Origin of the sequence: Kitasatospora sp. NPDC001539, assembly GCF_040298565.1 — a bacterium.
Lineage (GTDB): Bacteria > Actinomycetota > Actinomycetes > Streptomycetales > Streptomycetaceae > Kitasatospora.
Genome location: NZ_JBEPAK010000031.1, coordinates 1 through 23,143 on the forward strand (window position 1 = coordinate 1; position 23,143 = coordinate 23,143).

Sequence of the window (23,143 nt, forward strand, 5' to 3'; positions counted from 1 at the left end):
GCCCGGGCGGCGATCTGGGGCAGGAACAGGGGCGGACCGGGGCACCGGGGGGCGGCAACCTGCTTGTGTAACACTCTCGCGGGGCGGCCGGCCGGCCCGGTGGGAGTCCGGACTCCCACCGGGCCGCGACCTCGCCGGAGCGGACCGTCAGTCTCCGCAGCAGGCGCCGCCCGCCGGCGCGGCGAGCGGCAGCCCGGCCGGGGCACCGATCCCCGGCAGCCCGAGCATCACGCCGGCCGGCTTGGCGGCGGGCTTGGCCTGGCGCTTCTCCCAGGCGTCGCCGGCCCGGGTGCGGCGCACGGCCAGCGCCGGGCCCTCGGCCAGCAGGTGGTGCGGGGCGGCGTAGGTGATCTCGACGGTCACCATGTCACCGGGGCGCACCGGCACGTCCGGCTCCGCGCCGTGCTCGTCGCCCGCTCCCCGCAGGGTCGGGTTGAAGTGCACCAGGCGGTTGTCGGGCGCGCGGCCGGAGAGGCGACGGGTCCGGTCGTCCTTCTTGCCCTCGCCCTCCGCGACCAGGATCTCCAGGGTCCGGCCGACCTGCTTCTTGTTCTCCTCCCAGGAGATCTCCTCCTGGAGGGCGATCAGCCGGTCGTAGCGGGCCTGGACGACCTCCTTCGGCACCTGGTCCGCCATCTCGGCGGCGGGGGTGCCGGGGCGCTTGGAGTACTGGAAGGTGAAGGCGTTGGCGAAGCGGGCCTCGCGGACGACGTGCATCGTCTCCTCGAAGTCCTCCTCGGTCTCGCCGGGGAAGCCGACGATGATGTCGGTGGAGATGGCCGCGTCCGGCATCGCCTCGCGGACCTTGCGGATGATCCCGAGGAAACGCTCCTGCCGGTAGGAGCGGCGCATCGCCTTGAGCACCCGGTCCGAACCGGACTGCAGCGGCATGTGCAGCTGGTGCATCACGCTCGGCGTCTGCGCCATCGCGGCGATCACGTCGTCGGTGAAGTCGCGCGGGTGCGGCGAGGTGAAGCGGATCCGCTCCAGGCCCTCGATCTGGCCGGCCGCCCGCAGCAGCTTGGAGAAGGCCTCGCGGTCGCCCAGGTCGGAGCCGTAGGCGTTGACGTTCTGGCCGAGCAGCGTCACCTCGATGACGCCCTCGTCCACCAGCGCCTCGATCTCGGCGAGGACGTCGCCCGGGCGGCGGTCCTCCTCCTTGCCGCGCAGCGCGGGGACGATGCAGAAGGTGCAGGTGTTGTTGCAGCCGACCGAGATGGCGACCCAGGCGGCGTACGCGGACTCGCGGCGGGTGGGCAGGGTGGAGGGGAAGGTCTCCAGCGACTCCAGGATCTCGACCTGGGCCTTGCGCTCGACCGCGGCCCGCTCCAGCAGCGCCGGCAGGTGGCCGATGTTGTGGGTGCCGAACACCACGTCCACCCACGGGGCCCGCTTGACGATGGTCTCGCGGTCCTTCTGGGCCAGGCAGCCGCCGACGGCGATCTGCATGCCCCGGTGGCGGCTCTTGACCGGCGCGAGCTGGCCGAGGTTGCCGTACAGCTTGTTGTCGGCGTTCTCCCGCACCGCGCAGGTGTTGAACACGACCAGGTCCGGGTCGCCCTCGGGGCCGGCCTTGACGTAGCCCGCGTCCTCCAGCAGGCCGGACAGCCGCTCGGAGTCGTGGACGTTCATCTGGCAGCCGTGCGTGACGACCTTGTAGCTCTTCAATCCGCTCTCACCGCTCACCAGACCAGGGTACGGGCAGCCGCGAGCCGGTTTTCCCCGAGCTTTGCACGGGCCGTTCCCCTCCCGTTCGGGGAGAGCGCCTGGCAGTATCCCTGCATGACCCCCACCGATCCGTCACGTCTCGGCGCCGCCGTCCGCCGCGCGGCCCGCAGCCCGTTGTGGCGGACGGTGCTGGTGCTGGTGCTGGTGGCCGGCGCCCTGGGCGGCTGGTGGCTGTCGGCGGGCCGCTCCCCGGCGTACCCCCGCGGCGAGACCCGCTTCGCGACCGGTGTGCAGCGCGGCGTCTACGACCGGTACGGGCAGCTGCTGCAGGGCCACGTCTCCCGGGCCATGCCGGGGGTGCGGCTGGCCCTGGACAACACCGAGGGCTCGGTCGACAACCTCACCCGGGTGATCACCGGCCAGGACACCTTCGCGATCGCCACCGCCGACGCGGTCGCCGGCTACCAGGGCCCGGGCAAGGACCGGCTGCGGGCGATCGCCCGGCTGTACGACGACTACCTCCAGCTGATCGTCCCGGCCTCCTCCCCGGTGCGCCGCACCGCCGACCTCAAGGGCCTGCGGGTGGGCGTGGGCCTGCCGCAGTCGGGGGTGAACCCGGTGACCAAGCGGCTGCTGGCGGCGGCCGGCCTGGACCCGGACCACGACATAACGCCCGTGATGGCGGGCGTCGGCGACGCCGCCGACCAGCTGCGCGAGGGCAAGCTGGACGCCTTCTTCTGGTCCGGCGGCCTGCCGACCAGCGCGCTCACCGACCTCTCGGACCGCTTCCGGATCCGGCTCGTCCCGCTGAGCGACCTCTCCGAGGCGCTGCACAAGGCCGAGGGCGGCGGCACCGACGCCTACCGCGCGGCCACCATGCCCAAGGGCACCTACCCGAACGCCGAACCGAAGGACGCCGTCGCCACCGTGGCCGTGCCCAACCTCATGATCACCCGGGACGACGTGGACCCGGACCTGGTCGAGGGCATGACCCGGGCGGTGATCGACAGCCGTGACCAGATCGGCGCCCAGGTGCACGCCGCCCAACTGGTCGACCTGCGCACCGCCGTCTACACCGACCCGCTCCCCCTGCACGAGGGTGCGGCGCGCTACTACCGCTCCGTGAAGCCCTGAGACCAGCCCGGACGGGCGCTCAGGACGCCTCCGGCCGCGGCACCGCCAGGGTCACCGCGAGCCCGGTCGGCTCGACCGGGGCGAACCGGAGCGAGCCGCCGCCGGCCGCCAGCAGGGTGCGGGCGATGGACAGGCCCAGCCCGGAGCCGTCCACGTTCTGGTGCCGCGGGCTGCGCCAGAACCGGTCACCGGCCCGGGACAGCTCGTCCTCGGTCAGGCCCGGCCCGGCGTCGGTGACGGTCACCGCGACCTCGTCCCGGAGCACCGCGACCCGCAGCCGCACCGCACTCCCGGACGGGCTGAACTTGAGCGCGTTGTCGAGGACGGCGTCCAGCGCGGAGCCGAAGCCGATCGGGTCCGCCATGCCGATCGCCAGCGCGGGCCCGTCCCAGGTCAGCCGGATCCCGCGCCGCTCGGCCACCGGCTGCCAGCCGTCCACCCGGGCCAGGGTCAGCCTGGTGAGGTCGGTCTGCTCGGGTTCGGGGCGGGCGTGTTCGGCGGTGGCCAGGCCCAGCAGGTCGTCCAGCACCCGGGCCAGCCGGGCGCCCTCCTCCCGGACGCCGCTGAGCTCCTCCTCGTGGCCCTCGGGCAGCTCCAGGCCGAGCACCTCGACCCGCAGCAGCAGCGCCGACAGCGGGTTGCGCAGCTGGTGCGAGGCGTCCGCGACGAAGGCCTTCTGCTGGTCCATGGCGTGCACCACGTGGTCCGCCATCTCGTTGAACGAGCGGGCCAGCCGCTGGAGCTCGGGCGGTCCGCCGCCGGGCGCGACGCGGGCGGCCATCCGGCCGGTGGCGATGTCGTGGGTCGCCCGGTCCAGGGTGCGCACCGGGCGCAGCACCCACTCGGTGAGCCGGACGGCCAGCAGCACGGCGACGATCATCGCGACCGCCTCGCCGCCGGCGACCACCAGCCACTTGTGCAGCACCCGGGTGCGCAGCGCCCCGGTCGGGGACTCGCTGAGCACCACCGCGACCACGTCACCGTCGCGCACCACCGGGGCGGCGACGGTGATCGTCCGGTCCTCCGTCCACGGCCAGACCTGCGGCGGGTTGTGGCTGCGCCGCCCGTCCAGCGCCTCCTGGAACGCCTGGGCACCCCAGCCGACGGCGGGCACCCGCCAGTCCGCGGGGGCGACCGCCATCGGCGTGCCGTCGCGCTGGAAGATGCCCAGCCGCACGCCGTACAGGTCGTAGTAGCGCCGGACCTCGGCGTCGATCGCGTGCCGGCGGCTGAGGTCGCCGGGGGCCGGTTCCGGGTCGCCCTTGCGGGCGGAGTCCAGCGCGGCGGCGCCGGAGGTGGGCAGGTCCTGGGCGAAGCGGGCGGCGTCGTCGAGCCGGTCGACGACCACCTTGCTCTGCTCGGCCGCCGCGAACGCCGCCGCGAGCGGCAGCCCCAGGGCGGCCAGGACGCAGAGCATGAGGGCGATCAGGATGCCGAGCAGGCGGGTGCGCACGTGCGGTCAGTGCTCCGCGGGGGCGGGCGGGGCCGGGTCGGCCGCAGGGGTCGCAGGGCTGTCCGGGATCAGGCGGTAGCCGACGCCGCGGACGGCCTCGACCAGGCCGGGCAGCGCGAGCTTGTTGCGCAGCGAGCCTATGTGCACCTCCAGGGTGCGGCCGTTGCCCTCCCAGCCGCTGCGCCAGACCTCGCTGAAGATCTGCTCGCGCCGGTAGACCACGCCGGGGCTCTGGGCGAGCAGCGCCAGCAGGTCGAACTCCTTGCGGGTGAGCGGCACGTCGCGGCCCTCCACGCTGACCCGGCGGCGCTCGCGGTCGATCCGTATGCCGCGCGACTCCAGCGGCCCGCGCTGCTGGGGCACGGTGTCGAGGGCGGGCGCCGACCCCGGGTTGGGCACGGCACCGCGTCGGGCGACGGCGTGGATCCGGGCGAGCAGCTCGCCCATGTCGTACGGCTTGGTGACGTAGTCGTCGGCGCCGAGGTTGAGGCCGTGGATCCGGGAGCGGATGTCGGCACGGGCGGTCACCATGATCACCGGCACTCCGCTGCCGGCCCGGATCCGGCTGCACACCTCGAAGCCGTCGCGGTCGGGCAGCCCGAGGTCGAGCAGCACCACCCGGTACGGCTCGTTGCCGTCCGGCACCAGGGCGTCCAGTGCCTCGTGCCCGCTGCGGGCGTGGCGCACCTGGAAGCCGTGCCGGCCCAGCACCGCGACCAGCGCCGCGGCCACCCGTTCGTCGTCCTCCACCAGCAGCAGTCGCATCCCGTTCTCCTCCTCTCCCCACGTGGTCACCGGGCCCGATCGGCCGGTGCCCGGTCCTGCGCAGTATGGGCCAGCGGGCGGCCCGGCGCCAGGTAGGACGGCGCACCGGGCCCGTGGGGACGGGGAGCACCGGCGTGGATTCCCGCTGTGACATGCCCCGTCCTCACCTTCGCGAACAGCGGGTACGCGTCGTGTGGCCGTTTCGTGATCCTCAAGTTCCGCTCAGATCGGCTGACGGGGCACCGTCAGCGCTCCTATGGTCGCCCCACCGGGGGCTGCGGCTCCGCCGGTCGCGGCTCCCGGATTCGTACCACCATTGCCGCCCAAGGGAGTTGACACTCCTCGGGTAGGCGTGATCCGACACAGAGGGAGCAGGCGCGATGACCGAGAGCCCGGTCGAGGACTCCACCCCCGCAGCCGCCCCACTGGTCGTGCTGAGCAACGTCAACAAGCACTACGGCGCGCTGCACGTGCTGCAGGACATCGACCTCGAGATCCACCAGGGCGAGGTCGTCGTCCTGATCGGCCCGTCCGGCTCGGGCAAGTCCACGCTCTGCCGGACGATCAACCGGCTGGAGCCCATCGACTCCGGCACCATCACCATCGACGGCCGCCCGCTGCCCGCCGAGGGCAAGGAGCTCGCCCGGCTGCGCGCCGAGGTCGGCATGGTGTTCCAGAGCTTCAACCTGTTCGCGCACAAGACCGTGCTGGAGAACGTGGTCATCGGCCAGGTCAAGGTGCGCAAGGTGATCCGCTCGCACGCCGAGCAGACGGCCCGCGCCCTGCTGGAGCGGGTCGGCCTGGCGGCGCACGCCGACAAGTACCCGGCCCAGCTCTCCGGCGGCCAGCAGCAGCGGGTGGCGATCGCCCGCGCGCTGGCGATGAAGCCCAAGGTGATGCTCTTCGACGAGCCGACCTCGGCGCTCGACCCGGAGATGGTCAACGAGGTGCTGGAGGTCATGCGCCAGCTGGCCGCCGACGGCATGACCATGGTCGTGGTCACCCACGAGATGGGCTTCGCCCGCTCCGCCGCGAACCGCGTGCTGTTCATGGCCGACGGCCGGATCGTCGAGCAGGACACCCCGGACGCCTTCTTCACCGCGCCGCGCTCCGAGCGCGCCAAGGACTTCCTCTCGAAGATCCTGCACCACTGAGACTTCGAGACCACGCGGGGCAGTTCCGGCAACGGCGCCGGTCCGCCCTGCCCGTGCACGACTTCCCGACGCCAGAGCCCGGTTCACCCCGTGGCCCAGCCCCAGGAGAACAACCCTCATGAGGACTTCTCGCACCCTCGCCGTGGCGCTCTGTGCCGTCGCGCTCACCGCCACCGCCGCCTGCGGCAAGGACGGTTCCCCGGGCGGATCCGCCGCCTCGAGCGCGAGCAACGCCCCGGCGCTGCCGACCTACACCGTCAAGACCGACGTCAAGGTCGACTCCCCGGTGATCGCCGAGGCCAAGAAGCGCGGCCAGCTGATCATCGGCGCCAAGGCCGACCAGCCGTTCCTCGGCTGGGAGGACGTGGCCAGCGGCGACCGCAGCGGCTTCGACATCGAGATCGCCAAGATGATCGCCGCCGACCTCGGCTTCACCCCGCAGCAGATCAAGTGGCAGACGCTGGTCTCCTCGCAGCGCGAGCCCGCCATCGCCAAGGGCCAGATCGACTTCTACGTCGGCACCTACAGCATCAACGACGAGCGCAAGAAGACGGTCTCCTTCGCCGGCCCGTACTACATCGCCGGCCAGGACCTGCTGGTGAAGAACGACAACACCTCGATCACCGGCCCGGAGAGCGTCAGCGGCAAGAACGTCTGCACCGCCACCGGCTCGACCTCGATCAAGAACATCCAGCAGTACAACCCCAAGATCACGCAGTTCGACACCTACTCGGCCTGCGTCGAGAAGCTGCTGTCCGGCGAGGTCGACGCCGTCACCACCGACGACGCGATCCTCAAGGGCTACGCCTCCAAGTACGCCGGCAAGCTCAAGGTGGTCGGCAAGCCGTTCACCAAGGAGAACTACGGCGTCGGCCTCAACAAGGACGACAAGACGCTGCGCGACGCGATCAGCGACGCCCTCAAGGCCCACGAGGACAACGGCGACTGGAAGAAGGCGTACGACGCGACCCTGGGCCTGTCCGGCTCCGCCGCGCCGGCGGTCCCGACCCTCGAGCGCTACTGACCCCGCGCCGTACCGACCAACCGTCCTGACCATCTGTGAGAGGAGGGCCGCCGGATGGGGTTCCTGTTCGAGCAGGACAACTTCGCGTTGTTCCGCGACGGCTTCCTGCAGACGATCGAGCTGAGCGCGCTCAGCGCCCTGCTCGCCCTGCTGCTGGGCACCCTGCTGGCGGCCTTCCGGGTCTCCCCGGTGCCGATCCTGCGCGCCTTCGGCACCACCTGGGTGACGCTGTTCCGCAACACCCCGCTGACCCTGCTGTTCTTCGCCGTCACCTTCGGCCTGCCACCGCTGGGCGTGCACTTCAGCCACCTGGTCTTCGCGGTGCTGGCGCTCGGCGGGTACACCGCCTCGTTCGTCTGCGAGGTGATCCGCTCGGGCATCAACACGGTGCCGCTCGGCCAGGCCGAGGCCGCCCGCAGCCTGGGCATGAGCTTCGGCCAGACCCTCACCCTGGTCGTCCTGCCGCAGGCCACCCGCACCGTGCTCGCCCCGATGAGCAGCGTGTTCATCGCGCTGCCCAGGAACTCGGCGATCGCCGGCGCGTTCAGCGTCCCGGAGCTGTACAGCGCCCAGCAGACCTTCTCCGAACGCGGCTACTCGATCTTCGCGATCTTCTTCTGGGTGGCCTGCGCCTACCTGCTGATCAGCGCGACGATCGCCACCCTCTTCCGCTTCCTGGAAACCCGACTGGCGGTGGCCCGATGAGCCTGTTCGACCGGCCCGCTACGGCCAGCGTCCTCTACGACGTCCCCGGCCCCAAGGCCCGCGCCCGCTACCGCCTGTTCGGCATCCTCTCGCTGCTCGGCGTCGCCGGACTGCTCTGGTACGTCATCGCCACGCTCGCCGACAACGGCCAGTTCGACGCCGACCTCTGGGACCCGTTCCAGTACAACGCCGTCCAGCAGATGATCGTGGACGGCCTGCTGTCCACCCTGAAGGCCTTCGGCCTGGCCGCGGCCCTCTCGCTCACCCTGGGCGCGCTGCTGGCCACCGGTCAGCTGTCCGACCACCGGCCGGTCCGCTGGACCTGCACCGCCGTCGTCCAGTTCTTCCGGGCGATGCCGCTGCTGATCCTGATCGTCGCGCTCTACTACGCGTTCTTCGCCAAGGACCCGATGTGGGCGCTGGTGCTCGGCCTCACCCTCTACAACGGCTCCGTCCAGGCCGAGATCATCCGCAGCGGCGTCAACGCCGTCGCACGGGGCCAGGGCGAGGCGGCGTACGCCCTCGGGATGCGCAAGTCCCAGGTGATGTCGTCCATCCTGGTGCCGCAGGCCGTCCGCTCGATGCTGCCGTCGATGATCGGCCAGCTGGTCGTCACCCTCAAGGACACCTCGCTCGGCTACATCATCACGTACAACGAGCTGCTGTTCATGGGCAAGAAGATCGCCAGCCAGCCGCTCAACGCCGCGGGCTTCCCGTACATCCCCGTGGTGCTGGTGATCGGGCCGATCTACATCGCCCTGTGCCTGCTGCTGACCGCGCTCGCGCGGTGGATCGAGGCACGTGGTCGTCGCGGCGCGAACCGGCGCACTTCAGCTGCTGCTTGACGGACACGCAGGTGAACTGTTGCATTGCTCTTCGTGACACCTCCCGGGAGCATCCACGCGGCATATGCGGCAGCGGTAACTGACGCCGGCCCATGGGCCGGTCCGTGCCCGGAGGTCCCCGCATGGACCCGGTGATCGTGGTCGGGGCCGGACCGATCGGTCTGGCCCTGGCCCTCGCACTCGCCCGGCACGAGGTACCGACCGTCGTCCTGGACGAGGGCTCCGGGCTCTGCCCCGAGGGCCCCCGCAGCGTCGTCCTCGGAGCCGACACCGCCGCCTTCCTGACCCGGATCGGCTACTCCCGGGCCGTGTCCGACTCCACCCTGTGGGACTCCTTCAGCATCTGGCGGCGCCGCCAGGAGGTGCTGCGGATCGACCTCACCGACTCCCCCACCTTCCACCTGCCCCAGCACCGCCTCCAGCGCGGCCTGCGCGACGCCCTGACCGGCACCCCGCTGGTCAGGCTCGTGCCGCTGAGCCGGGTGGTCGAACTGGAACAGGACCGCGACGGCGTCAGCGTGCGCACCCACGGCACCCAGGACGGCTCCGCCACCTGGTGGCGCGGCAGCCACCTGGTCGGCTGCGACGGCGCCCGCTCCACCGTCCGCAAACTGCTGAGGATCCGCTTCCCCGGCCGCCCCGCAGTCGACCGCAACGCCATCGCCACCGTCCGGGTCGACCTGCCCTTCGACGGCGCCCGGCTGCACCGCGAGCCGCCGTGGCGCGGCGACCGCGAGGCCTCCGCCCGACCCCTGCCGGACGGCGTGTGGCGGCTCGACTGGCGACTGCCCCCCGGCCGGCCCGCCCCGACCGAGCAGGTCGACCCGCACGCCACCTGGCCCGGCATCGTCACCGGCGACACCCTGCTCACCCGGGTCACCTCGACCCTCACCGGCTGGTGCGGCGAACTGCCCCGCTTCGAACTGCTCGCCGCCGCCGACCACACCGCCCAGCAGCGCCTCGCCGCCCGCTTCCGCAGCGGCCGCTGCTTCCTGGCCGGCGACGCCGCCCACCTGCACGGCGCGCTCGGCATGCAGAACCTCGCCGACGGGCTGCGCGACGCCGACAACCTCGCCTGGCGGCTCGCCCTCGCCTGGCACCTCCACGCCGGCGGCCCCCAGCCCGGCGGCTCCCTGCTGGACGGCTACGAGGCCGAGCGGCGCGGCGCGGTCGGCGCCCGGCTGCGCGCCGTCGACCAGGCCATGCCGCTGCTGCGCCCGCTGCGCGGCTGGCAGCAGACCCGGCGCTCGCTGCTGGTCGGCGGCTTCCGCAAGCACGCCCCGATGCTCGCCGACGGCCAGCTCGGCACCGGCCGCTTCGGCGGGGCCCCCGCCTACCCGGCGGCGCCCTCCGGCGTCCCCGGCCGGGTGCCGGTACAGCGCAGCACGCGCACCACCACCTCGCTCAGCGAGCTGCTGCCCGCCACCGCCCCCGGGGTCCTCGTCCCGGACCTGCCGGTGCTCGCCGCCGACGGGACCCCCGACCACCTGCACGCCCGGCTCGGCGTCACCTTCCTGCTGCTGCTGGTCGCCCCCGGCACCGCCGTCTGGTCCTCCGAGCACTGGCTCGGGGCGGGGCTGATGCCCCGGCTCGCCGAGGTCGCCGCCGCGCTGCCGGTGCCGGCCGAGGTGCTGGTCACCGAGGAGTACCCGGGCGCCGGGCCGCACACGGTGCTGCTGATCCGGCCCGACGGACACCTGGTCGGCGTCACCCAGGGCGCCGCCGCCGAGGACCTGCTGGTGCTCGCCGACCGGGCCCGCGGCGGCCCGGCGCCGATCGCCGGCGCTCCCGAGCCCGAACCGGCGCCGGAACCCCAGCAGGTGGACTCGGCGAGCTGACCCACCGCGGCGAGCTGACCCGCGGCGGCCCGGCACGCCCCGAGTCGTCCCCCGGCCCCGTGCGCGCCCGGGCCGACGCCGGACAGACGTCCGTTCCAGGACGGGAGCGGACGGACCGCCGCTACTCCCACCCGGTTTCCGGCAGCCCCTCGACCGCCTCCTCCTCCAGCACGCCGCGCACCACCCGGAAGGCCAGGCCCTCGAAGTAGCCCCGCCGCGCCAGCACGCCGACCAGACGGCGGGTACGGACCTGCGGATCCAACCCCCGGGTGGCCCGCAGCTTGCGCTCGACCAGCGCCGGGACGGACCGCCGCTACTCCCACCCGGTTTCCGGCAGCCCCTCGACCGCCTCCTCCTCCAGCACGCCGCGCACCACCCGGAAGGCCAGGCCCTCGAAGTAGCCCCGCCGCGCCAGCACGCCGACCAGACGGCGGGTACGGACCTGCGGATCCAACCCCCGCGTGGCCCGCAGCTTGCGCTCGACCAGCGCCCGGGCCGCATCCTCCTCGTCATCGTGGTCGACCTGGACGAGGGCCTGCTCGACCAGGTCGGCGGCCACGCCCTTGGTCCGCAGCTCCTGTGCCAGCGCCCGCCGGGACAGGCCGCGGACGGCGTGGCGGGACTCCACCCACGCCGCGGCGAAGGCGGCGTCGTCGATCAGGCCGACCTCTTCGAGCCGGGTGAGCACCTCCTCGGCGACGTCCTCCGGGATCTCCCGCTTGCGCAGGGCGTCGGCGAGTTGCTTGCGGGTCTTGGCGGCGCCGGTCAGCAGCCGCAGGCAGATGTCCCGGGCGCCGGTCTCCGGATCGACCGGTTCCTCGGCCCGGGTGCGGGCGGCACGGGCAGCGCCTTCCGCCTCGCCCGGAGGGCCGTCGCCGGACCGCCCACGGCGCCGGCCGCTCCGCGCGCCGGAACGGGCGGCTGAGGCGGCCGCACCCCCGTGACCGGCCGCCTCGGCCCCGCCCCGGTCACCTTCCGTGGACCCGAAGGCTTCCGACTCCTCGGCCATCAGCTCCGAACGGCGCCGACGACGGCCGGTCGGCAGCTCGGAGGCCGGGACCAGTCCGAGCTCCTCGACCGCGGCCTCCGCCGGCCCCGGTCCGGGCGCCGCGCCGCGCCGCGCCCGGACCGGAGACCGGTCGAACTCCGGCTCCGCGCCGGATGCCCACTGCGTGGTGGGCGCGCGCTCCCGCCGCTTGCGCGACCGCGGTCCCGGCGCCGGCTCTCCTTCCGGCTCCGGTTCCTCCGCGACCGCCGCGAACCAGTCCGGCGGCCCGTAGTCGTCGTCCTCGGGGCCCGCCGGGCCGCCGCCCACCGTGTCGTACTCCGTCAACGGCTCAGGCCTTGGCAGCCGCCGTCTTCTTGGCCGCGGCCGTCTTGGCGGCGGTCGCGGTGATCGGCTTGGCGGCACCGTCGACGGCGACCTCCGCCTCGACCGCCGCGGCCGGCTCCTCGGTCTTGGGGCCGATGCCGAGCTTGCCCTTGATCTTCCGCTCGATCTCGTCGGCGAGCTGCGGGTTGTCCCGCAGGAAGTTGCGGGCGTTCTCCTTGCCCTGGCCGAGCTGGTCGCCCTCGTAGGTGTACCAGGCGCCGGACTTGCGGATGAAGCCGTGCTCGACGCCCATGTCGATCAGGCCGCCCTCACGGCTGATGCCGATGCCGTAGAGGATGTCGAACTCGGCCTGCTTGAACGGCGCGGCGACCTTGTTCTTGACGACCTTGACGCGGGTGCGGTTGCCGACCGCCTCGGTGCCGTCCTTCAGCGTCTCGATCCGGCGGATGTCCAGGCGGACCGAGGCGTAGAACTTCAGCGCCCGGCCACCGGTCGTGGTCTCCGGCGAACCGAACATCACGCCGATCTTCTCGCGCAGCTGGTTGATGAAGATGGCGGTGGTGTTCGACTGGTTCAGCGCACCGGCGATCTTGCGCAGCGCCTGGCTCATCAGGCGGGCCTGCAGACCGACGTGCGAGTCACCCATCTCGCCCTCGATCTCGGCGCGCGGGACGAGCGCCGCGACCGAGTCGATGATCACCAGGTCGATCGCGCCGGAGCGGATCAGCATGTCGGTGATCTCCAGGGCCTGCTCACCGGTGTCCGGCTGGCTGACCAGCAGGGCGTCGGTGTCCACGCCGAGCTTCTTGGCGTACTCCGGGTCGAGCGCGTGCTCCGCGTCGACGAACGCGACCGTGCCGCCGGCCCGCTGGGCGTTGGCGGCCAGGTGCAGGGTCAGGGTGGTCTTGCCGGAGGACTCGGGGCCGTAGATCTCGATCACCCGGCCGCGCGGGATGCCGCCGACCCCGAGGGCGACGTCCAGGGCGGTGGATCCGGTGGAGATCACCTCGACCGGCTCATTGGCCTTCTCGCCGAGGCGCATCACCGAGCCCTTGCCGAACTGCCGCTCGATCTGGGCGAGAGCGGTCTCCAGGGCCTTCTCGCGGTCCGTACCTGCCATGGCTTTTTCCCTCGGGTTCTGTGCTGTGCGCTTCATCGTCATCGACGCTAGCGCGTCCCACTGACAAACGAGCCCCACCCGGCTCGGCCTGTGGAAAACTCCTCGCCGGAGAGTACAAAGAACATCTGTTCGATTCAAGCCTCGCACGTCGCAGGACCCGCAGGGCCCGGCCCGTCACCCGCCGTCGCCGCCGACCATCCGCCGCAACCGCCGCGCCGCCTCCCGGCGCAGCTCCCGGCGGGCCCGCCGCTGCTCCCCCCGGTCGATCCGCGGGTCGGTGGCCACCTCGTACCGCCGCACGTACGTCCCGACGAAGCCCTGCAGGGTGGCCGCCGCCGGGATCGCGATCAGCGCGCCCACCGCGCCCAGCAGCGCCGCGCCCGCGATCACCGCCCCGAACGCCACCGCCGGGTGCACGTCCACCGTCCTCGCGGTGATCCTCGGGTGCAGCACGTAGTTCTCGATCTGCTGGTAGACCACCGTGAACGCCAGCACCCACAGCCCGTCCACCGGCTCCACGGTGAGCGCCACCAGCACCGGCAGCGCCCCCGCGAGGTACGTCCCGATGGTCGGCACGAACTGCGACATGACGCCGACCCAGATCGCCAGCGCGGCCGAGTACGGCAGCCCGATCAGTTCGAACATCACCCAGTGCCCGGCCGCCGAGACCACCGCGAGCAGCGCCCGGGAGTACAGGTAGCCGCCCGTCTTGGCGAGCGCGATCTCCCAGGCCCGCAGCACCTCCCCCTGCTTCGAGGGCGGCAGCAGCGAACACACCGTCCGGCGCACCCGCGGGCCCTCGGCCGTGAAGTAGAAGGTGAACAGCCCGACGGTGAAGGTCTGGAAGAGCCCCCCGATCAGGGTCGACGAGACGCCCCAGACGTTGCCCGCGGCCTGCTGGGCGTACCCCTCCACCGTCCCGGAGTCCTTGAGCAGCCGCTTCTGCAGCTCACCCAGCGAGAGGTCCTGGTGGAAGGTCCGGTTGACCCAGGCGATCAGGGTGTCGACCAGGTGCGGCAGGTCCCCCGCGATCTTCCCCACCTGGTCCACCAACAGCGTCCCCAGCGCCGCCAGGAACCCCACCACCGCGACCGCGACCGCCACGAACACCAGGAAGGTGCCCACCCCGCGACGCACCCCCCGCGCCGCCATCCGGTCCACCGCCGGCTCCAGCGCCAGCGACAGGAAGAACGCCACCAGCAGCATCACGAACAGGTCGATCAGCTGCCGGAACGCCCAGTCGGCGAGCTGGAACAACCCGACCAGCACCAGGAACAGCACCATCGCCCGGGGCAGCCACCGGGGCATCCCGCCCCACCCCCGCGCGTCGTCGGCGACCGGCACCGACCCTTCCGTGTCCTTGAGCTCTTCGCTGACCGTCACGCCGACAGTCTGTCCCACCACCCCCGCCGCGAAAGCTCACCGCAACAGCGGGGACACCCCCTGCGTCTCACAGACCACCCGCCAGACGTCCTTGGCCTCCCAGCCCGCCTCCAACGCCTGGCGCACCGTCCGCCCGCCCAGCTCGCTCATCACGTGGTCGGACGCGAACGACTCCGCGTACGCCTCCCCGAAGTGCGCGTACATCCGCCGCCAGAACTCCGTCAACCTCATGCCCCCCAGTATCCCGGACCCCCCTGCGCGCCCCCACCCGCAGCACCACCCCCGAATCCCCCTACCGCGGCAGGGCCAGCACCCCCGCCCCGAGGTACTGCCGGTCCCCACAGGCCCGCGGCCCCACCGGACAGGCTCCCGCCGCCGACGCCGCCAGCAACTCCACCAGCCCGTCCGCCCCCAGCTCCGGATGCAGGGCGGCCGCCACCGCCACCGCCCCCGACGCGTGGGCCGCCGCCATCGAGGTGCCCGCCAGCGCCGCGTACTGCCCGCCGGGCCAGTCGGAGACGACCGCCCCCTGCGCCCCGGCGTCCGGGTCCCCGCCCGGTGCGGCCAGCGAGACGCGCCCGCGGCCGTAGTTGGAGTAGGACGACGGGCGTCCGTCCCGGTTGACCGCGCTGACGGTGACCACGCCCGGGAGTTCGCCGGGGAGGCGGATGCACTCGGTGCCCAGGTAGCGGGTGGGGGCCGGCCCGGAGACCCGGTCGTTGGGGCTGCGCCCGTCGGTCCGGCCGGTGCCGAGGTCCTGCCCGTCGTTGCCGGCCGAGGCGACCACCACCGCGCCCCTGCGCTGGGCGTACCCGACGGCCCGGCCGACGGCCTCGATCAGCGCCGCCTGGTCCTGGTCCTCGGGGCAGTTGTACTTCCACGGGTCCGCGAAGTAGCTGTTGTTGATCGCCTTCGCCCCGTGGTCGGCCGCCCAGAGCACGCCGCAGACGATGTTCTCCGCGTAGTACTGCCCCAGCGGCCCGAGCAGCCGGACGGCGGCGATCCGCACTCCCGGCGCGACCCCGATGACGCCGTGGCCGTCGCGGGCCGCCCCGATGATCCCGGCGACATGGGTGCCGTGCCCGCTCTCCCCCATCCCGGGGTCGGGCCGCCAGGAGCCGGACCGGGCGTCCGGGCGGCCGTCCGCGCAGGAGGCCGAGGCCTTCGGGTCGACGGCCGCCCGCAGGTCCGGGTGGGTGTCGTCCACGCCGGAGTCCAGGACGGCGACCAGCACCTTCCGCATCGCCTCGGCGCTCGGCGCCCCCGCGGCGGCGTCCCCGGTACGGCCGGAGGCGGGCCCCAGCATCGCGAGGTTCCAGGCCCCGGCCTCCGCCGGATCGGGCACCGTGGGGGTCGCACCGTCCTGCCCGTCGGCGGCCCGCAACCAGGCCGCGGAGTCACGAGCCCCGCCGCCGTCCAGGCCCCTGCGCTCCGCGCCGGTCCGCCGGCCGTCCGAGCTGCTGCCCTCGGAGCCCGCCGTGAAGTCCCCGGCACCCTCCACCGCCCGCGGCGGGCCCACCACCGGGGCGGTCCGGGTCGCTCCGACGGCGGCGATCCCGGGCCGGCTCCGCACCCTGCCCGCGAAGCCGCCGGTCGCGTAGGCCAGCACCGCCCCGATCTGCGGGTACTCCTGGACCACCTGCCCGCCCGCCGCCCGGCTCTCCGCCCCGGCCCGGGCCGCGCCCACGCCGTCCGGCCGCTCGGCCAGGACGAGGTAGCTCAGGTACGCCCGCCCGGGCCCCGAGGCGTACGGGACGGCACCGCCGGCCACCAGCGCCGTGAGCAGCATCGCCAGCAGCGCCCGGGCGGGCCCGCAGATCCTGCGGCGGCGGACCGTACGCACGGGGCCGCAGGACTGGTGCGCCTGCGCCATCCGCGGTCTCCGCTCGTCCGGTCGGGTGAGGTCAGGGCATGCGGCCACGGCCGTCCGGCAGCGGCCAGAGATTGATCACATGTCCGTTTCATCACCATATGAGCCGATCACTGTTCCCGCCCCCGCAGCTACACCCCCCGCCCCCGGCGCCTCCCGCCGGGCCCGCCGCACCGGCGCCCGCCGCCCACCACCCGCCGCCCACGCCCACGCCCACGCGCACCCGCACCCGCACCCGCCGCCCCACCGGCCGTCCTCCCGACCGCCCGGCCGTCCCGCCGCATGTCAGTCCCACCCGGCACCATGGGGGCATGGCGCCCGAGCACCCGACCCCACCGGCCGACGAGCCGCCGACCGGCCTCCCCCGGCCCGACGGCCCCCAGGCCGCCGACGACCCCCTGGCCGGCTTCGCCCCGGCCACCCGGGCCTGGTTCACCGGTGCCTTCTCCGCCCCCACCACCGCCCAGGCCGAGGCCTGGCGCGCCATCGGTCGCGGAACGGACGTCCTGGTGGTCGCCCCCACCGGCTCCGGCAAGACGCTCGCCGCCTTCCTCTCCGCCCTCGACCGGCTCAGCAGCACCCCGCCCCCCGCCGAGACCAAGCGCCGCTGCCGGGTGCTCTACGTCTCCCCGCTCAAGGCCCTCGCGGTGGACGTCGAGCGGAACCTGCGCGCCCCGCTGACCGGCCTGCGCCAGGCCGCCGTCCGCCTCGGCCTGCCCGAGCCGGAGGTGCAGGTCGCCATCCGGTCGGGCGACACCCCGGCCGCCGACCGCCGCCGTTTCGCGAGCCACCCGCCCGACATCCTGATCACCACCCCCGAATCGCTCTTCCTGCTGCTCACCTCCGCCTCCCGGGAGGCCCTGCGCGGCGTCGACACGGTGATCCTGGACGAGGTCCACGCCGTCGCCGGCACCAAGCGCGGCGCCCACCTCGCGCTCAGCCTGGAGCGGTTGGACGAGCTGCTGGACCGCCCGGCGCGCCGGATCGGCCTGTCCGCGACGGTGCGCCCGGTCGAGGAGGTGGCCCGCTTCCTCAGCCCCCAGCGCGGCGCCGCCGTCGTCCAGCCCGCCGCCGCCAAGCAGTTCGACCTCTCGGTGGTCGTCCCCGTCCCCGACCTGGACGACCTGCCCGCCGCGCCCGCCACCGGCGGCGCCGCCGGGAGCGACCCGCAGCACCTGGGGGCACCTCCCGGCCCCCAGGCCGGGGGCGCGTCCATCTGGCCGCACGTCGAGGAGCGGATCGTCGACCTGGTCGAGGCGCACCGCTCGACCATCGTCTTCGCCAACTCCCGGCGCCTGGCCGAGCGCCTGTGCAACCGGCTGAACGAGATCGCCCACGAGCGCGCCACCGGCAGCGCCTTCCCGGAGGCGCACGCCCCGGCCCAGCTGATGGGCGGCTCGGGCGCCGCCAAGGGCGCGCCCGCGGTCATCGCCCGGGCCCACCACGGCTCCGTCTCCAAGGAGCAGCGGTCCCTCGTCGAGGAGGAGTTGAAGGCCGGTCGGCTGCCCGCCGTGGTCGCCACCTCCAGCCTGGAGCTGGGCATCGACATGGGCGCGGTGGAGCTCGTCGTCCAGGTCGAGTCCCCGCCGTCGGTCGCCTCCGGCCTGCAGCGGGTCGGCCGGGCGGGCCACCAGGTCGGCGCCGTCTCCACCGGCGTGTTCTTCCCCAAGTACCGGGGCGACCTGGTGCAGTCCGCCGTGGTCACCGAGCGGATGCGGGCCGGCCGGATCGAGGCCCTGCGCATCCCGCGCAACCCGCTGGACGTGCTGGCCCAGCAGCTGGTCGCGATGACCGCCCTGGACACCTGGCAGGTGGACGACCTGCTCGCGGTGGTCCGCCGCGCCGCGCCGTTCGCGACCCTCCCGCAGTCCGCCTTCGACGCCGTGCTCGACATGCTGGCCGGCCGCTACCCCTCGGACGCCTTCGCCGAGCTGCGCCCCCGGGTGGTCTGGGACCGGGTCGCCGGGACGGTCACCGGGCGCCCCGGCGCCCAGCGCCTCGCCGTCACCTCCGGCGGCACCATCCCCGACCGCGGACTGTTCGGCGTCTTCATCGCCGGCACGGACCCCAAGAAGGGCGGCGGCCGGGTCGGTGAGCTCGACGAGGAGATGGTCTACGAGTCCCGCGTCGGCGACGTGTTCACCCTCGGCACGACCTCCTGGCGGATCGAGGACATCACCCACGACAAGGTGCTGGTCACCCCCGCCCCCGGCATCCCCGGCCGGCTCCCGTTCTGGAAGGGCGACTCCCTCGGCCGCCCGCTCGAACTCGGCCGCGCCCTGGGCGCGTTCACCCGCGAGCTGGGCACCCTCCAACCGGAGGCCGCCACCGAGCGCCTCAAGCAGGCCGGCCTGGACGACTGGGCCGCCGCCAACCTGCTGGACTACCTGGCCGAGCAGCGCGCCGCCTGCGGCCACCTCCCGGACGACCGCACCATCGTGGTCGAGCGCTTCCGGGACGAGCTCGGCGACTGGCGGATCGTCATCCACTCCCCGTTCGGCGCCCAGGTGCACGCTCCCTGGGCCCTGGCCCTGGGCGCCCGGCTGCGCGAGAAGCACGGCCTGGACCCCCAGGTCATGCACGCCGACGACGGGATCGTGCTGCGCCTGCCCGACGCCGACCTGTTCGCCCCGGACTTCGACTTCAGCAGCCCCGCCGCACCCTCCGGCCCGGCCCCGGACGAGGCCCCGGTCGGCGCCGACGCCGCCCTGTTCGAGGCCGGCGAGATCGAACAGCTGGTCACCGAACAGGTCGGCGGCTCCGCCCTGTTCGCCGCCCGCTTCCGCGAGTGCGCCGGCCGCGCCCTGCTGCTCCCCCGCCGCAGCCCCGGCCGCCGCACCCCGCTCTGGCAGCAGCGCCAGCGCGCCGCCCAACTGCTCGAGGTCGCCTCCGAGTACGGCTCGTTCCCGATCGTCCTGGAGGCCGTCCGCGAATGCCTCCAGGACGTCTTCGACGTCCCCGGCCTGGTCGAGCTGATGGGTGACCTCGAGTCCCGCGCCGTCCGCCTGGTCGAGGTCACCACCCCCGAGCCCTCGCCCTTCGCCCGCTCGCTGCTGTTCGGCTACGTCGCCCAGTTCCTCTACGAGGGCGACTCCCCGCTCGCCGAGCGCCGGGCCGCCGCCCTGTCACTGGACTCCCGGCTGCTGTCCGAACTCCTCGGCCAGGCCGAGCTGAGCGAACTGCTCGATCCGCAGGTGCTCGCCGAGCTGGAGGCCGAGCTCCAACGCCTCACCCCGGAACGGCGGATCAAGGACGCCGAGGGCGTCGCCGACGCCCTGCGCCTGCTCGGCCCGCTCACCGAGGCCGAGCTGACCGTCCGCGGTGCCGAGCCGCTCTGGGCACTGGAGCTGGAGGCCGCCCGCCGGGTGATCCAGGTCCGGATCGCCGGCGAACAGCGCTGGGCCGCGATCGAGGACGCCGGACGGCTGCGGGACGCGCTCGGCACCCCGCTGCCGGTCGGCGTCCCCGAGGCCTTCACCGAACCGGTCAAGGACCCGCTGGGCGACCTGCTGGCCCGCCACGCCCGTACCCACGGCCCGTTCACCGCCGCCGAGGCCGGCGCCCGTTTCGGCCTCGGCACCGCCGTCGTCACCGGCACCCTGCACCGGCTCACCGCCGCCGGCCGCCTGGTCCAGGGCCAGTTCCGCCCCCCGGCCGCCCGCCACCCCACCTCGTCGGAGGCGCTCGGTGCGGCACCCGCCGGCCACGCCGTCCTCGAGTGGTGCGACGCCGAGGTGCTGCGCCGGCTGCGCCGCCGCTCGCTGGCCGCCCTGCGCCAGGAGGTCGAGCCCGTTCCGCCGCGCGCCCTGGCGGCGTTCCTGCCGCAGTGGCAGCACCTGGCCGGGCACCGGCTGCGCGGCCCGGACGGCCTGCTCCGGGTGGTCGAACAGCTCCAGGGCACCGCCCTGCCCGCCTCCGCCCTGGAGAAGCTGGTCCTCCCGGCCCGGCTCTCCGACTACTCCCCGGGGCTGCTGGACGAGCTGATGGCGGCCGGCGAGATCGGCTGGTGCGGCGCCGGCGCGCTGCCCGGCAAGGACGGCTGGCTCAGCCTGCACCTGGCCGAGAACGCCCACCTGCTGCGGCCCGAGCCCGTCCCGCCGACGCTCACCCCGGTGCACAGCGCCCTGATGCAGGCCCTGGCCGGCGGCTACGGCCTGTTCTTCCGCCAGCTCGTGCAGCAGCTTCCGGAGGACACCCCGGAGCCGGAGGTCGTCGAGGCGCTCTGGGACCTGGTCTGGGCCGGGTACGTCACCAACGACACCCTGGCCCCGCTGCGTGCCCTGCTCGGCTCCGGCCGCACCGCGGGCGCCACCGCCCACCGCGCCCCGAGGGCCACCCCCCGCGGCCGCTACGGCGGTGCGGGCCGGCCCTTCGGCCGGGTCGGCGGCGCGGGGCGCAGCGGCCCGCCGACGGTGGCCGGGCGCTGGTCGCTGCTGCCCGCCTTCGCCACCGACCCGACGGTACGGGCCACCGCCCAGGCGCAGAGCCTGCTGGACCGGCACGGGCTGCTCACCCGCGGCACGGTCGCCGCCGAACGGGTGCCCGGTGGCTTCGCCGGGGTCTACCGGGTGCTCGCCGCGATGGAGGAGCGCGGCCGGGCCCGCCGCGGCTACTTCGTCGAGGGCCTGGGCGGCGCCCAGTTCGCGATGGAGGGCGCCGCGGACCGGCTGCGCTCGGTCAGCGGCCGGCTGGAACGGGCCCGCAGCGCCGAGTGGCCGGCCGCCCCGACCGCGGAGCCGCCGCAGCTGCTGGTGCTGGCCGCCGCCGACCCGGCGAACGCCTACGGCGCCGCCCTGCCCTGGCCGGAGCCGCCCACCGCCCCCGACCGCAAGGAGTCCACCGCCCATCGACCGGGCCGCAAGGCGGGCGCCCTGGTGGTCCTGGTGGACGGCGAGCTGGCGCTGTACGTGGAGCGGGGCGGGAAGTCGCTGCTGGCCTGGCCCCAGGACCCCGCGACCCGGGCGCTGGCCGCCGGGGCGCTCGCCGACGCGGTCCGCGCGGGGGCCCTGGGCAGTGTCACGGTGGAGCGGGCCAACGGCGAGCCCGCCCTCGGCTCCGAGCTCGGCCGCGCCCTGGAGGACGCCGGTTTCCACGCCACCCCGCGCGGCCTCCGGCTGCGCCCCTAGCAAGCCCCCGCAGGCCCCCAGGGTCGCGCCGCAGGGCCTCGCAGGGCCCCGCAGGGCTCCCTGGCCCCTCGCGGGCCCTCGGGCCGGGCGCAGGAGGAACGACGGAGGCCGCGGAGTCAACGACCCCACGGCCTCCGGCCACGTCCGATCACCCGCTCGGGGGCGGCTGTGCCTCCATCCGGCCCACGGGCTTCCCCGCGCGGCGTCGGCGTCCGCGTCGCACCGGCCCGGTCGCGTTCCGGTCGGCGTGCACGGGGATGAGACCGAGCCCCCAGCCGCCGGCCGCGAGCAGTCCCAGCACCGCACCGTCCGCGAGCTGCTCCCGGACGGCCGGGAGCCAGAGGGCGAGCCCGGCAGCGAGGACCGCCAGGACCCAACGGGCCCGCCAGGGCACTGCGCGCCGCACCTGCTGCCGTATTCGGGCCGGGGCCGCCGCGCGCACCGCCACGAGTCTTCGCACGACCGCCCTCCTCCGCTCGTCCCGGGCGTCGGAGCAGCCCGGGTGGCGAGGCCGGAGTCAGGCGGCGACCACGTCCATCGCGGCGGCCTTGGGCGAGAGGTTCGCCCGGTCGGTGCCGGGGGCGGGCAGCGGAACCGGTTCGAGTACCGGCCTCAGCAGATCACCTTCGGAGAGGGTGGCCATCGCCGCAAGTTCGGCGAGCGACAGTTCGTCGCTGACCTCGCGCATGACCTCGGACATCCGGACGTCGAGTGCGTCGCAGATGGCGGAGAGCAGCTCCGAGGAGGCCTCCTTCTGACCCCGCTCCACCTCGGAGAGGTACCCGAGCGAAACCCTGGCGGCCGCCGACACCTCGCGGAGTGTGCGGCCCTGGCGCTGGCGCTGCCGACGCAGTACATCGCCCAGTAGGCGACGGAGCAGGATCATCGGTGCCTCCCTCCTCGGACTGCGGATCGAGATGTCACGCCCCCACCGTACCGCCTTGCCCGCTTCGCGTGCGGGGACCCCGGTCGTGTTCACTCTGGGCTGCAAGGCCGCCCCCCTCCTCGTTCCGGTGCCGCCTCCGGGTTCGCGGGCCCCTCGTGGTACCCGTCGCGGCCCACCCGGCCACCGTCACGCAACTCGTTCGCCACCTGGTTTCTGCCCAACCAGGACCTTGGATGTAACACGATCCTCCAGCTGTGCCATACCCGCTCGCCAGTTCGACGGACCCCGCTCCGGCGGAGAACCTGCGGAGAACCTGCGACGGGCCCCTAGCGAGCGAGCCGGACGACCAGCAACTCCAGTGCGGCGGTCACCGCACCGTGACGGATTGTGGCACGGTCGCCGGACAGCAGGGGCGAACTGACCAGAGTTCCCTCCGGGCCGGCCACCGCGAGGTGTACCGTGCCGACCGGCTGACCGTCCTGCGGCTCCGGACCGGCCACCCCGGTCGTCGCCAGCCCGTACGTGGCCCCCAGCAGCCCGCGCACGCCCTCGGCCATCTGCCCGGCCACCACCGGGTGGACCGGGCCGTGCACGTCCAGCAAGCCCTCGTCCACGCCGAGCACCGAGGCCTTCAGCCCGGTCGCGTAGGCGGTGACCGACCCCCGGAAGGTCGCGGACGCCCCGGGGACGTCCACCAGGGCGGCGGCCAGCAGCCCGCCGGTCAGCGACTCGGCGACGGCCAGGGTGCCGCCCCGGGCGCGCAGTGCGGCGTGCGCCCGCTCGGCCAGTTCGTAGTCCGTCACCAGGTCTCCCCCTTCTTCGTTCACGGGCCTCACGAG

18 protein-coding genes are annotated in these 23,143 nt (G+C 74.2%); 7 read left to right on the forward strand and 11 right to left on the reverse strand.

Annotation, left to right across the window (positions count from 1 at the left end):
- Positions 1-147: 147 nt before the first annotated feature.
- Complete coding sequence (gene miaB, locus ABT247_RS08225; RefSeq protein WP_350739838.1) at positions 148-1,686, reverse strand: tRNA (N6-isopentenyl adenosine(37)-C2)-methylthiotransferase MiaB; 1,539 nt, start codon at positions 1,684-1,686, stop codon at positions 148-150.
- Between the two features lie 96 nt (positions 1,687-1,782).
- Between miaB and ABT247_RS08230 the strand changes: the two genes are divergently transcribed.
- Entirely contained in the window at positions 1,783-2,802 is a 1,020-nt protein-coding gene (locus ABT247_RS08230) for a TAXI family TRAP transporter solute-binding subunit (protein ID WP_350739841.1), read from the forward strand.
- 19 nt (positions 2,803-2,821) lie between these two features.
- Here the strand turns inward: ABT247_RS08230 and ABT247_RS08235 are convergent, their stop codons facing one another.
- Positions 2,822-4,255 carry a sensor histidine kinase gene (locus ABT247_RS08235; RefSeq protein WP_350739843.1) on the reverse strand — a complete coding sequence of 478 codons (1,434 nt, stop codon included), beginning with the start codon at positions 4,253-4,255 and terminating at the stop codon, positions 2,822-2,824.
- Between the two features lie 6 nt (positions 4,256-4,261).
- The gene (locus tag ABT247_RS08240; protein WP_350739905.1) at positions 4,262-5,020 is read right to left on the reverse strand and encodes a response regulator transcription factor; all 759 of its coding nucleotides are present in this window, start codon (positions 5,018-5,020) and stop codon (positions 4,262-4,264) included.
- Positions 5,021-5,400: 380 nt separating this feature from the next.
- On the opposite strand from ABT247_RS08240, the gene ABT247_RS08245 reads away from it, so the two are divergent.
- The 5 genes from ABT247_RS08245 to ABT247_RS08265 all read left to right on the forward strand — a co-directional run bounded on the left by ABT247_RS08245 (position 5,401) and on the right by ABT247_RS08265 (position 10,586).
- On the forward strand, positions 5,401-6,174 hold the full coding sequence (locus ABT247_RS08245) for an amino acid ABC transporter ATP-binding protein (RefSeq protein WP_350739846.1): 774 nt from the start codon (positions 5,401-5,403) through the stop codon (positions 6,172-6,174).
- Positions 6,175-6,292: 118 nt separating this feature from the next.
- On the forward strand, positions 6,293-7,198 hold the full coding sequence (locus ABT247_RS08250) for a glutamate ABC transporter substrate-binding protein (protein WP_350739849.1): 906 nt from the start codon (positions 6,293-6,295) through the stop codon (positions 7,196-7,198).
- A 54-nt stretch (positions 7,199-7,252) separates the two neighbouring features.
- Complete coding sequence (locus ABT247_RS08255; RefSeq protein WP_350739852.1) at positions 7,253-7,903, forward strand: amino acid ABC transporter permease; 651 nt, start codon at positions 7,253-7,255, stop codon at positions 7,901-7,903.
- Positions 7,900-8,748, forward strand: a complete 849-nt coding sequence (locus tag ABT247_RS08260; protein ID WP_350739855.1) for an amino acid ABC transporter permease — start codon at positions 7,900-7,902, stop codon at positions 8,746-8,748. Before ABT247_RS08255 ends, ABT247_RS08260 begins: the two co-directional genes overlap by 4 nt.
- A 122-nt stretch (positions 8,749-8,870) precedes the next feature.
- On the forward strand, positions 8,871-10,586 hold the full coding sequence (locus ABT247_RS08265) for an FAD-dependent monooxygenase (protein WP_350739858.1): 1,716 nt from the start codon (positions 8,871-8,873) through the stop codon (positions 10,584-10,586).
- Between the two features lie 121 nt (positions 10,587-10,707).
- Here ABT247_RS08265 and ABT247_RS08270 read toward each other — a convergent pair whose 3' ends face one another.
- From ABT247_RS08270 to ABT247_RS08295, 6 genes are all read right to left on the reverse strand, one after another.
- Positions 10,708-10,848: a regulatory protein RecX gene (locus ABT247_RS08270; protein ID WP_350739861.1), complete on the reverse strand. Its 141-nt coding sequence runs from the start codon at positions 10,846-10,848 to the stop codon at positions 10,708-10,710.
- Positions 10,849-10,899: 51 nt separating this feature from the next.
- On the reverse strand, positions 10,900-11,595 hold the full coding sequence (locus ABT247_RS08275) for a regulatory protein RecX (protein ID WP_350739908.1): 696 nt from the start codon (positions 11,593-11,595) through the stop codon (positions 10,900-10,902).
- Between the two features lie 328 nt (positions 11,596-11,923).
- Entirely contained in the window at positions 11,924-13,039 is a 1,116-nt protein-coding gene (gene recA, locus ABT247_RS08280) for a recombinase RecA (RefSeq protein WP_350739864.1), read from the reverse strand.
- Between the two features lie 174 nt (positions 13,040-13,213).
- On the reverse strand, positions 13,214-14,347 hold the full coding sequence (locus ABT247_RS08285) for an AI-2E family transporter (RefSeq protein ID WP_350739911.1): 1,134 nt from the start codon (positions 14,345-14,347) through the stop codon (positions 13,214-13,216).
- 111 nt (positions 14,348-14,458) lie between these two features.
- Positions 14,459-14,653, reverse strand: a complete 195-nt coding sequence (locus tag ABT247_RS08290) for a DUF3046 domain-containing protein (RefSeq protein ID WP_350739866.1) — start codon at positions 14,651-14,653, stop codon at positions 14,459-14,461.
- Between the two features lie 61 nt (positions 14,654-14,714).
- On the reverse strand, positions 14,715-16,295 hold the full coding sequence (locus ABT247_RS08295) for a S8 family peptidase (protein WP_350739869.1): 1,581 nt from the start codon (positions 16,293-16,295) through the stop codon (positions 14,715-14,717).
- Positions 16,296-16,603: 308 nt separating this feature from the next.
- Here ABT247_RS08295 and ABT247_RS08300 point away from each other — a divergent pair, with 308 nt between their 5' ends.
- Positions 16,604-21,418, forward strand: a complete 4,815-nt coding sequence (locus ABT247_RS08300; protein WP_350739872.1) for an ATP-dependent helicase — start codon at positions 16,604-16,606, stop codon at positions 21,416-21,418.
- Positions 21,419-21,935: 517 nt separating this feature from the next.
- Here the strand turns inward: ABT247_RS08300 and ABT247_RS08305 are convergent.
- Positions 21,936-22,304 (reverse strand): helix-turn-helix domain-containing protein, encoded by a 369-nt coding sequence (locus ABT247_RS08305; protein ID WP_350739875.1) that lies wholly within the window; start codon positions 22,302-22,304, stop codon positions 21,936-21,938.
- Positions 22,305-22,630: 326 nt separating this feature from the next.
- On the reverse strand, positions 22,631-23,107 hold the full coding sequence (locus ABT247_RS08310) for a CinA family protein (RefSeq protein WP_350739878.1): 477 nt from the start codon (positions 23,105-23,107) through the stop codon (positions 22,631-22,633).
- Positions 23,108-23,143 lie beyond the last annotated feature (36 nt).

What these genes read in the sequence shown, in the direction of transcription:
- ABT247_RS08305 (WP_350739875.1), bottom strand. Translation starts at nt 22,304, where the DNA reads ATGATCCTGCTCCGTCGCCTACTGGGCGATGTACTGCGTCGGCAGCGC.
- ABT247_RS08230 (WP_350739841.1), top strand. Translation starts at nt 1,783, where the DNA reads ATGACCCCCACCGATCCGTCACGTCTCGGCGCCGCCGTCCGCCGCGCG.
- recA (WP_350739864.1), bottom strand. Translation starts at nt 13,039, where the DNA reads ATGGCAGGTACGGACCGCGAGAAGGCCCTGGAGACCGCTCTCGCCCAG.
- ABT247_RS08290 (WP_350739866.1), bottom strand. Translation starts at nt 14,653, where the DNA reads ATGAGGTTGACGGAGTTCTGGCGGCGGATGTACGCGCACTTCGGGGAG.
- ABT247_RS08265 (WP_350739858.1), top strand. Translation starts at nt 8,871, where the DNA reads ATGGACCCGGTGATCGTGGTCGGGGCCGGACCGATCGGTCTGGCCCTG.
- ABT247_RS08295 (WP_350739869.1), bottom strand. Translation starts at nt 16,295, where the DNA reads ATGGCGCAGGCGCACCAGTCCTGCGGCCCCGTGCGTACGGTCCGCCGC.
- ABT247_RS08240 (WP_350739905.1), bottom strand. Translation starts at nt 5,020, where the DNA reads ATGCGACTGCTGCTGGTGGAGGACGACGAACGGGTGGCCGCGGCGCTG.
- ABT247_RS08260 (WP_350739855.1), top strand. Translation starts at nt 7,900, where the DNA reads ATGAGCCTGTTCGACCGGCCCGCTACGGCCAGCGTCCTCTACGACGTC.
- ABT247_RS08245 (WP_350739846.1), top strand. Translation starts at nt 5,401, where the DNA reads ATGACCGAGAGCCCGGTCGAGGACTCCACCCCCGCAGCCGCCCCACTG.
- ABT247_RS08250 (WP_350739849.1), top strand. Translation starts at nt 6,293, where the DNA reads ATGAGGACTTCTCGCACCCTCGCCGTGGCGCTCTGTGCCGTCGCGCTC.
- ABT247_RS08285 (WP_350739911.1), bottom strand. Translation starts at nt 14,347, where the DNA reads ATGCCCCGGTGGCTGCCCCGGGCGATGGTGCTGTTCCTGGTGCTGGTC.
- ABT247_RS08300 (WP_350739872.1), top strand. Translation starts at nt 16,604, where the DNA reads ATGGCGCCCGAGCACCCGACCCCACCGGCCGACGAGCCGCCGACCGGC.
- ABT247_RS08255 (WP_350739852.1), top strand. Translation starts at nt 7,253, where the DNA reads ATGGGGTTCCTGTTCGAGCAGGACAACTTCGCGTTGTTCCGCGACGGC.
- ABT247_RS08275 (WP_350739908.1), bottom strand. Translation starts at nt 11,595, where the DNA reads ATGGCCGAGGAGTCGGAAGCCTTCGGGTCCACGGAAGGTGACCGGGGC.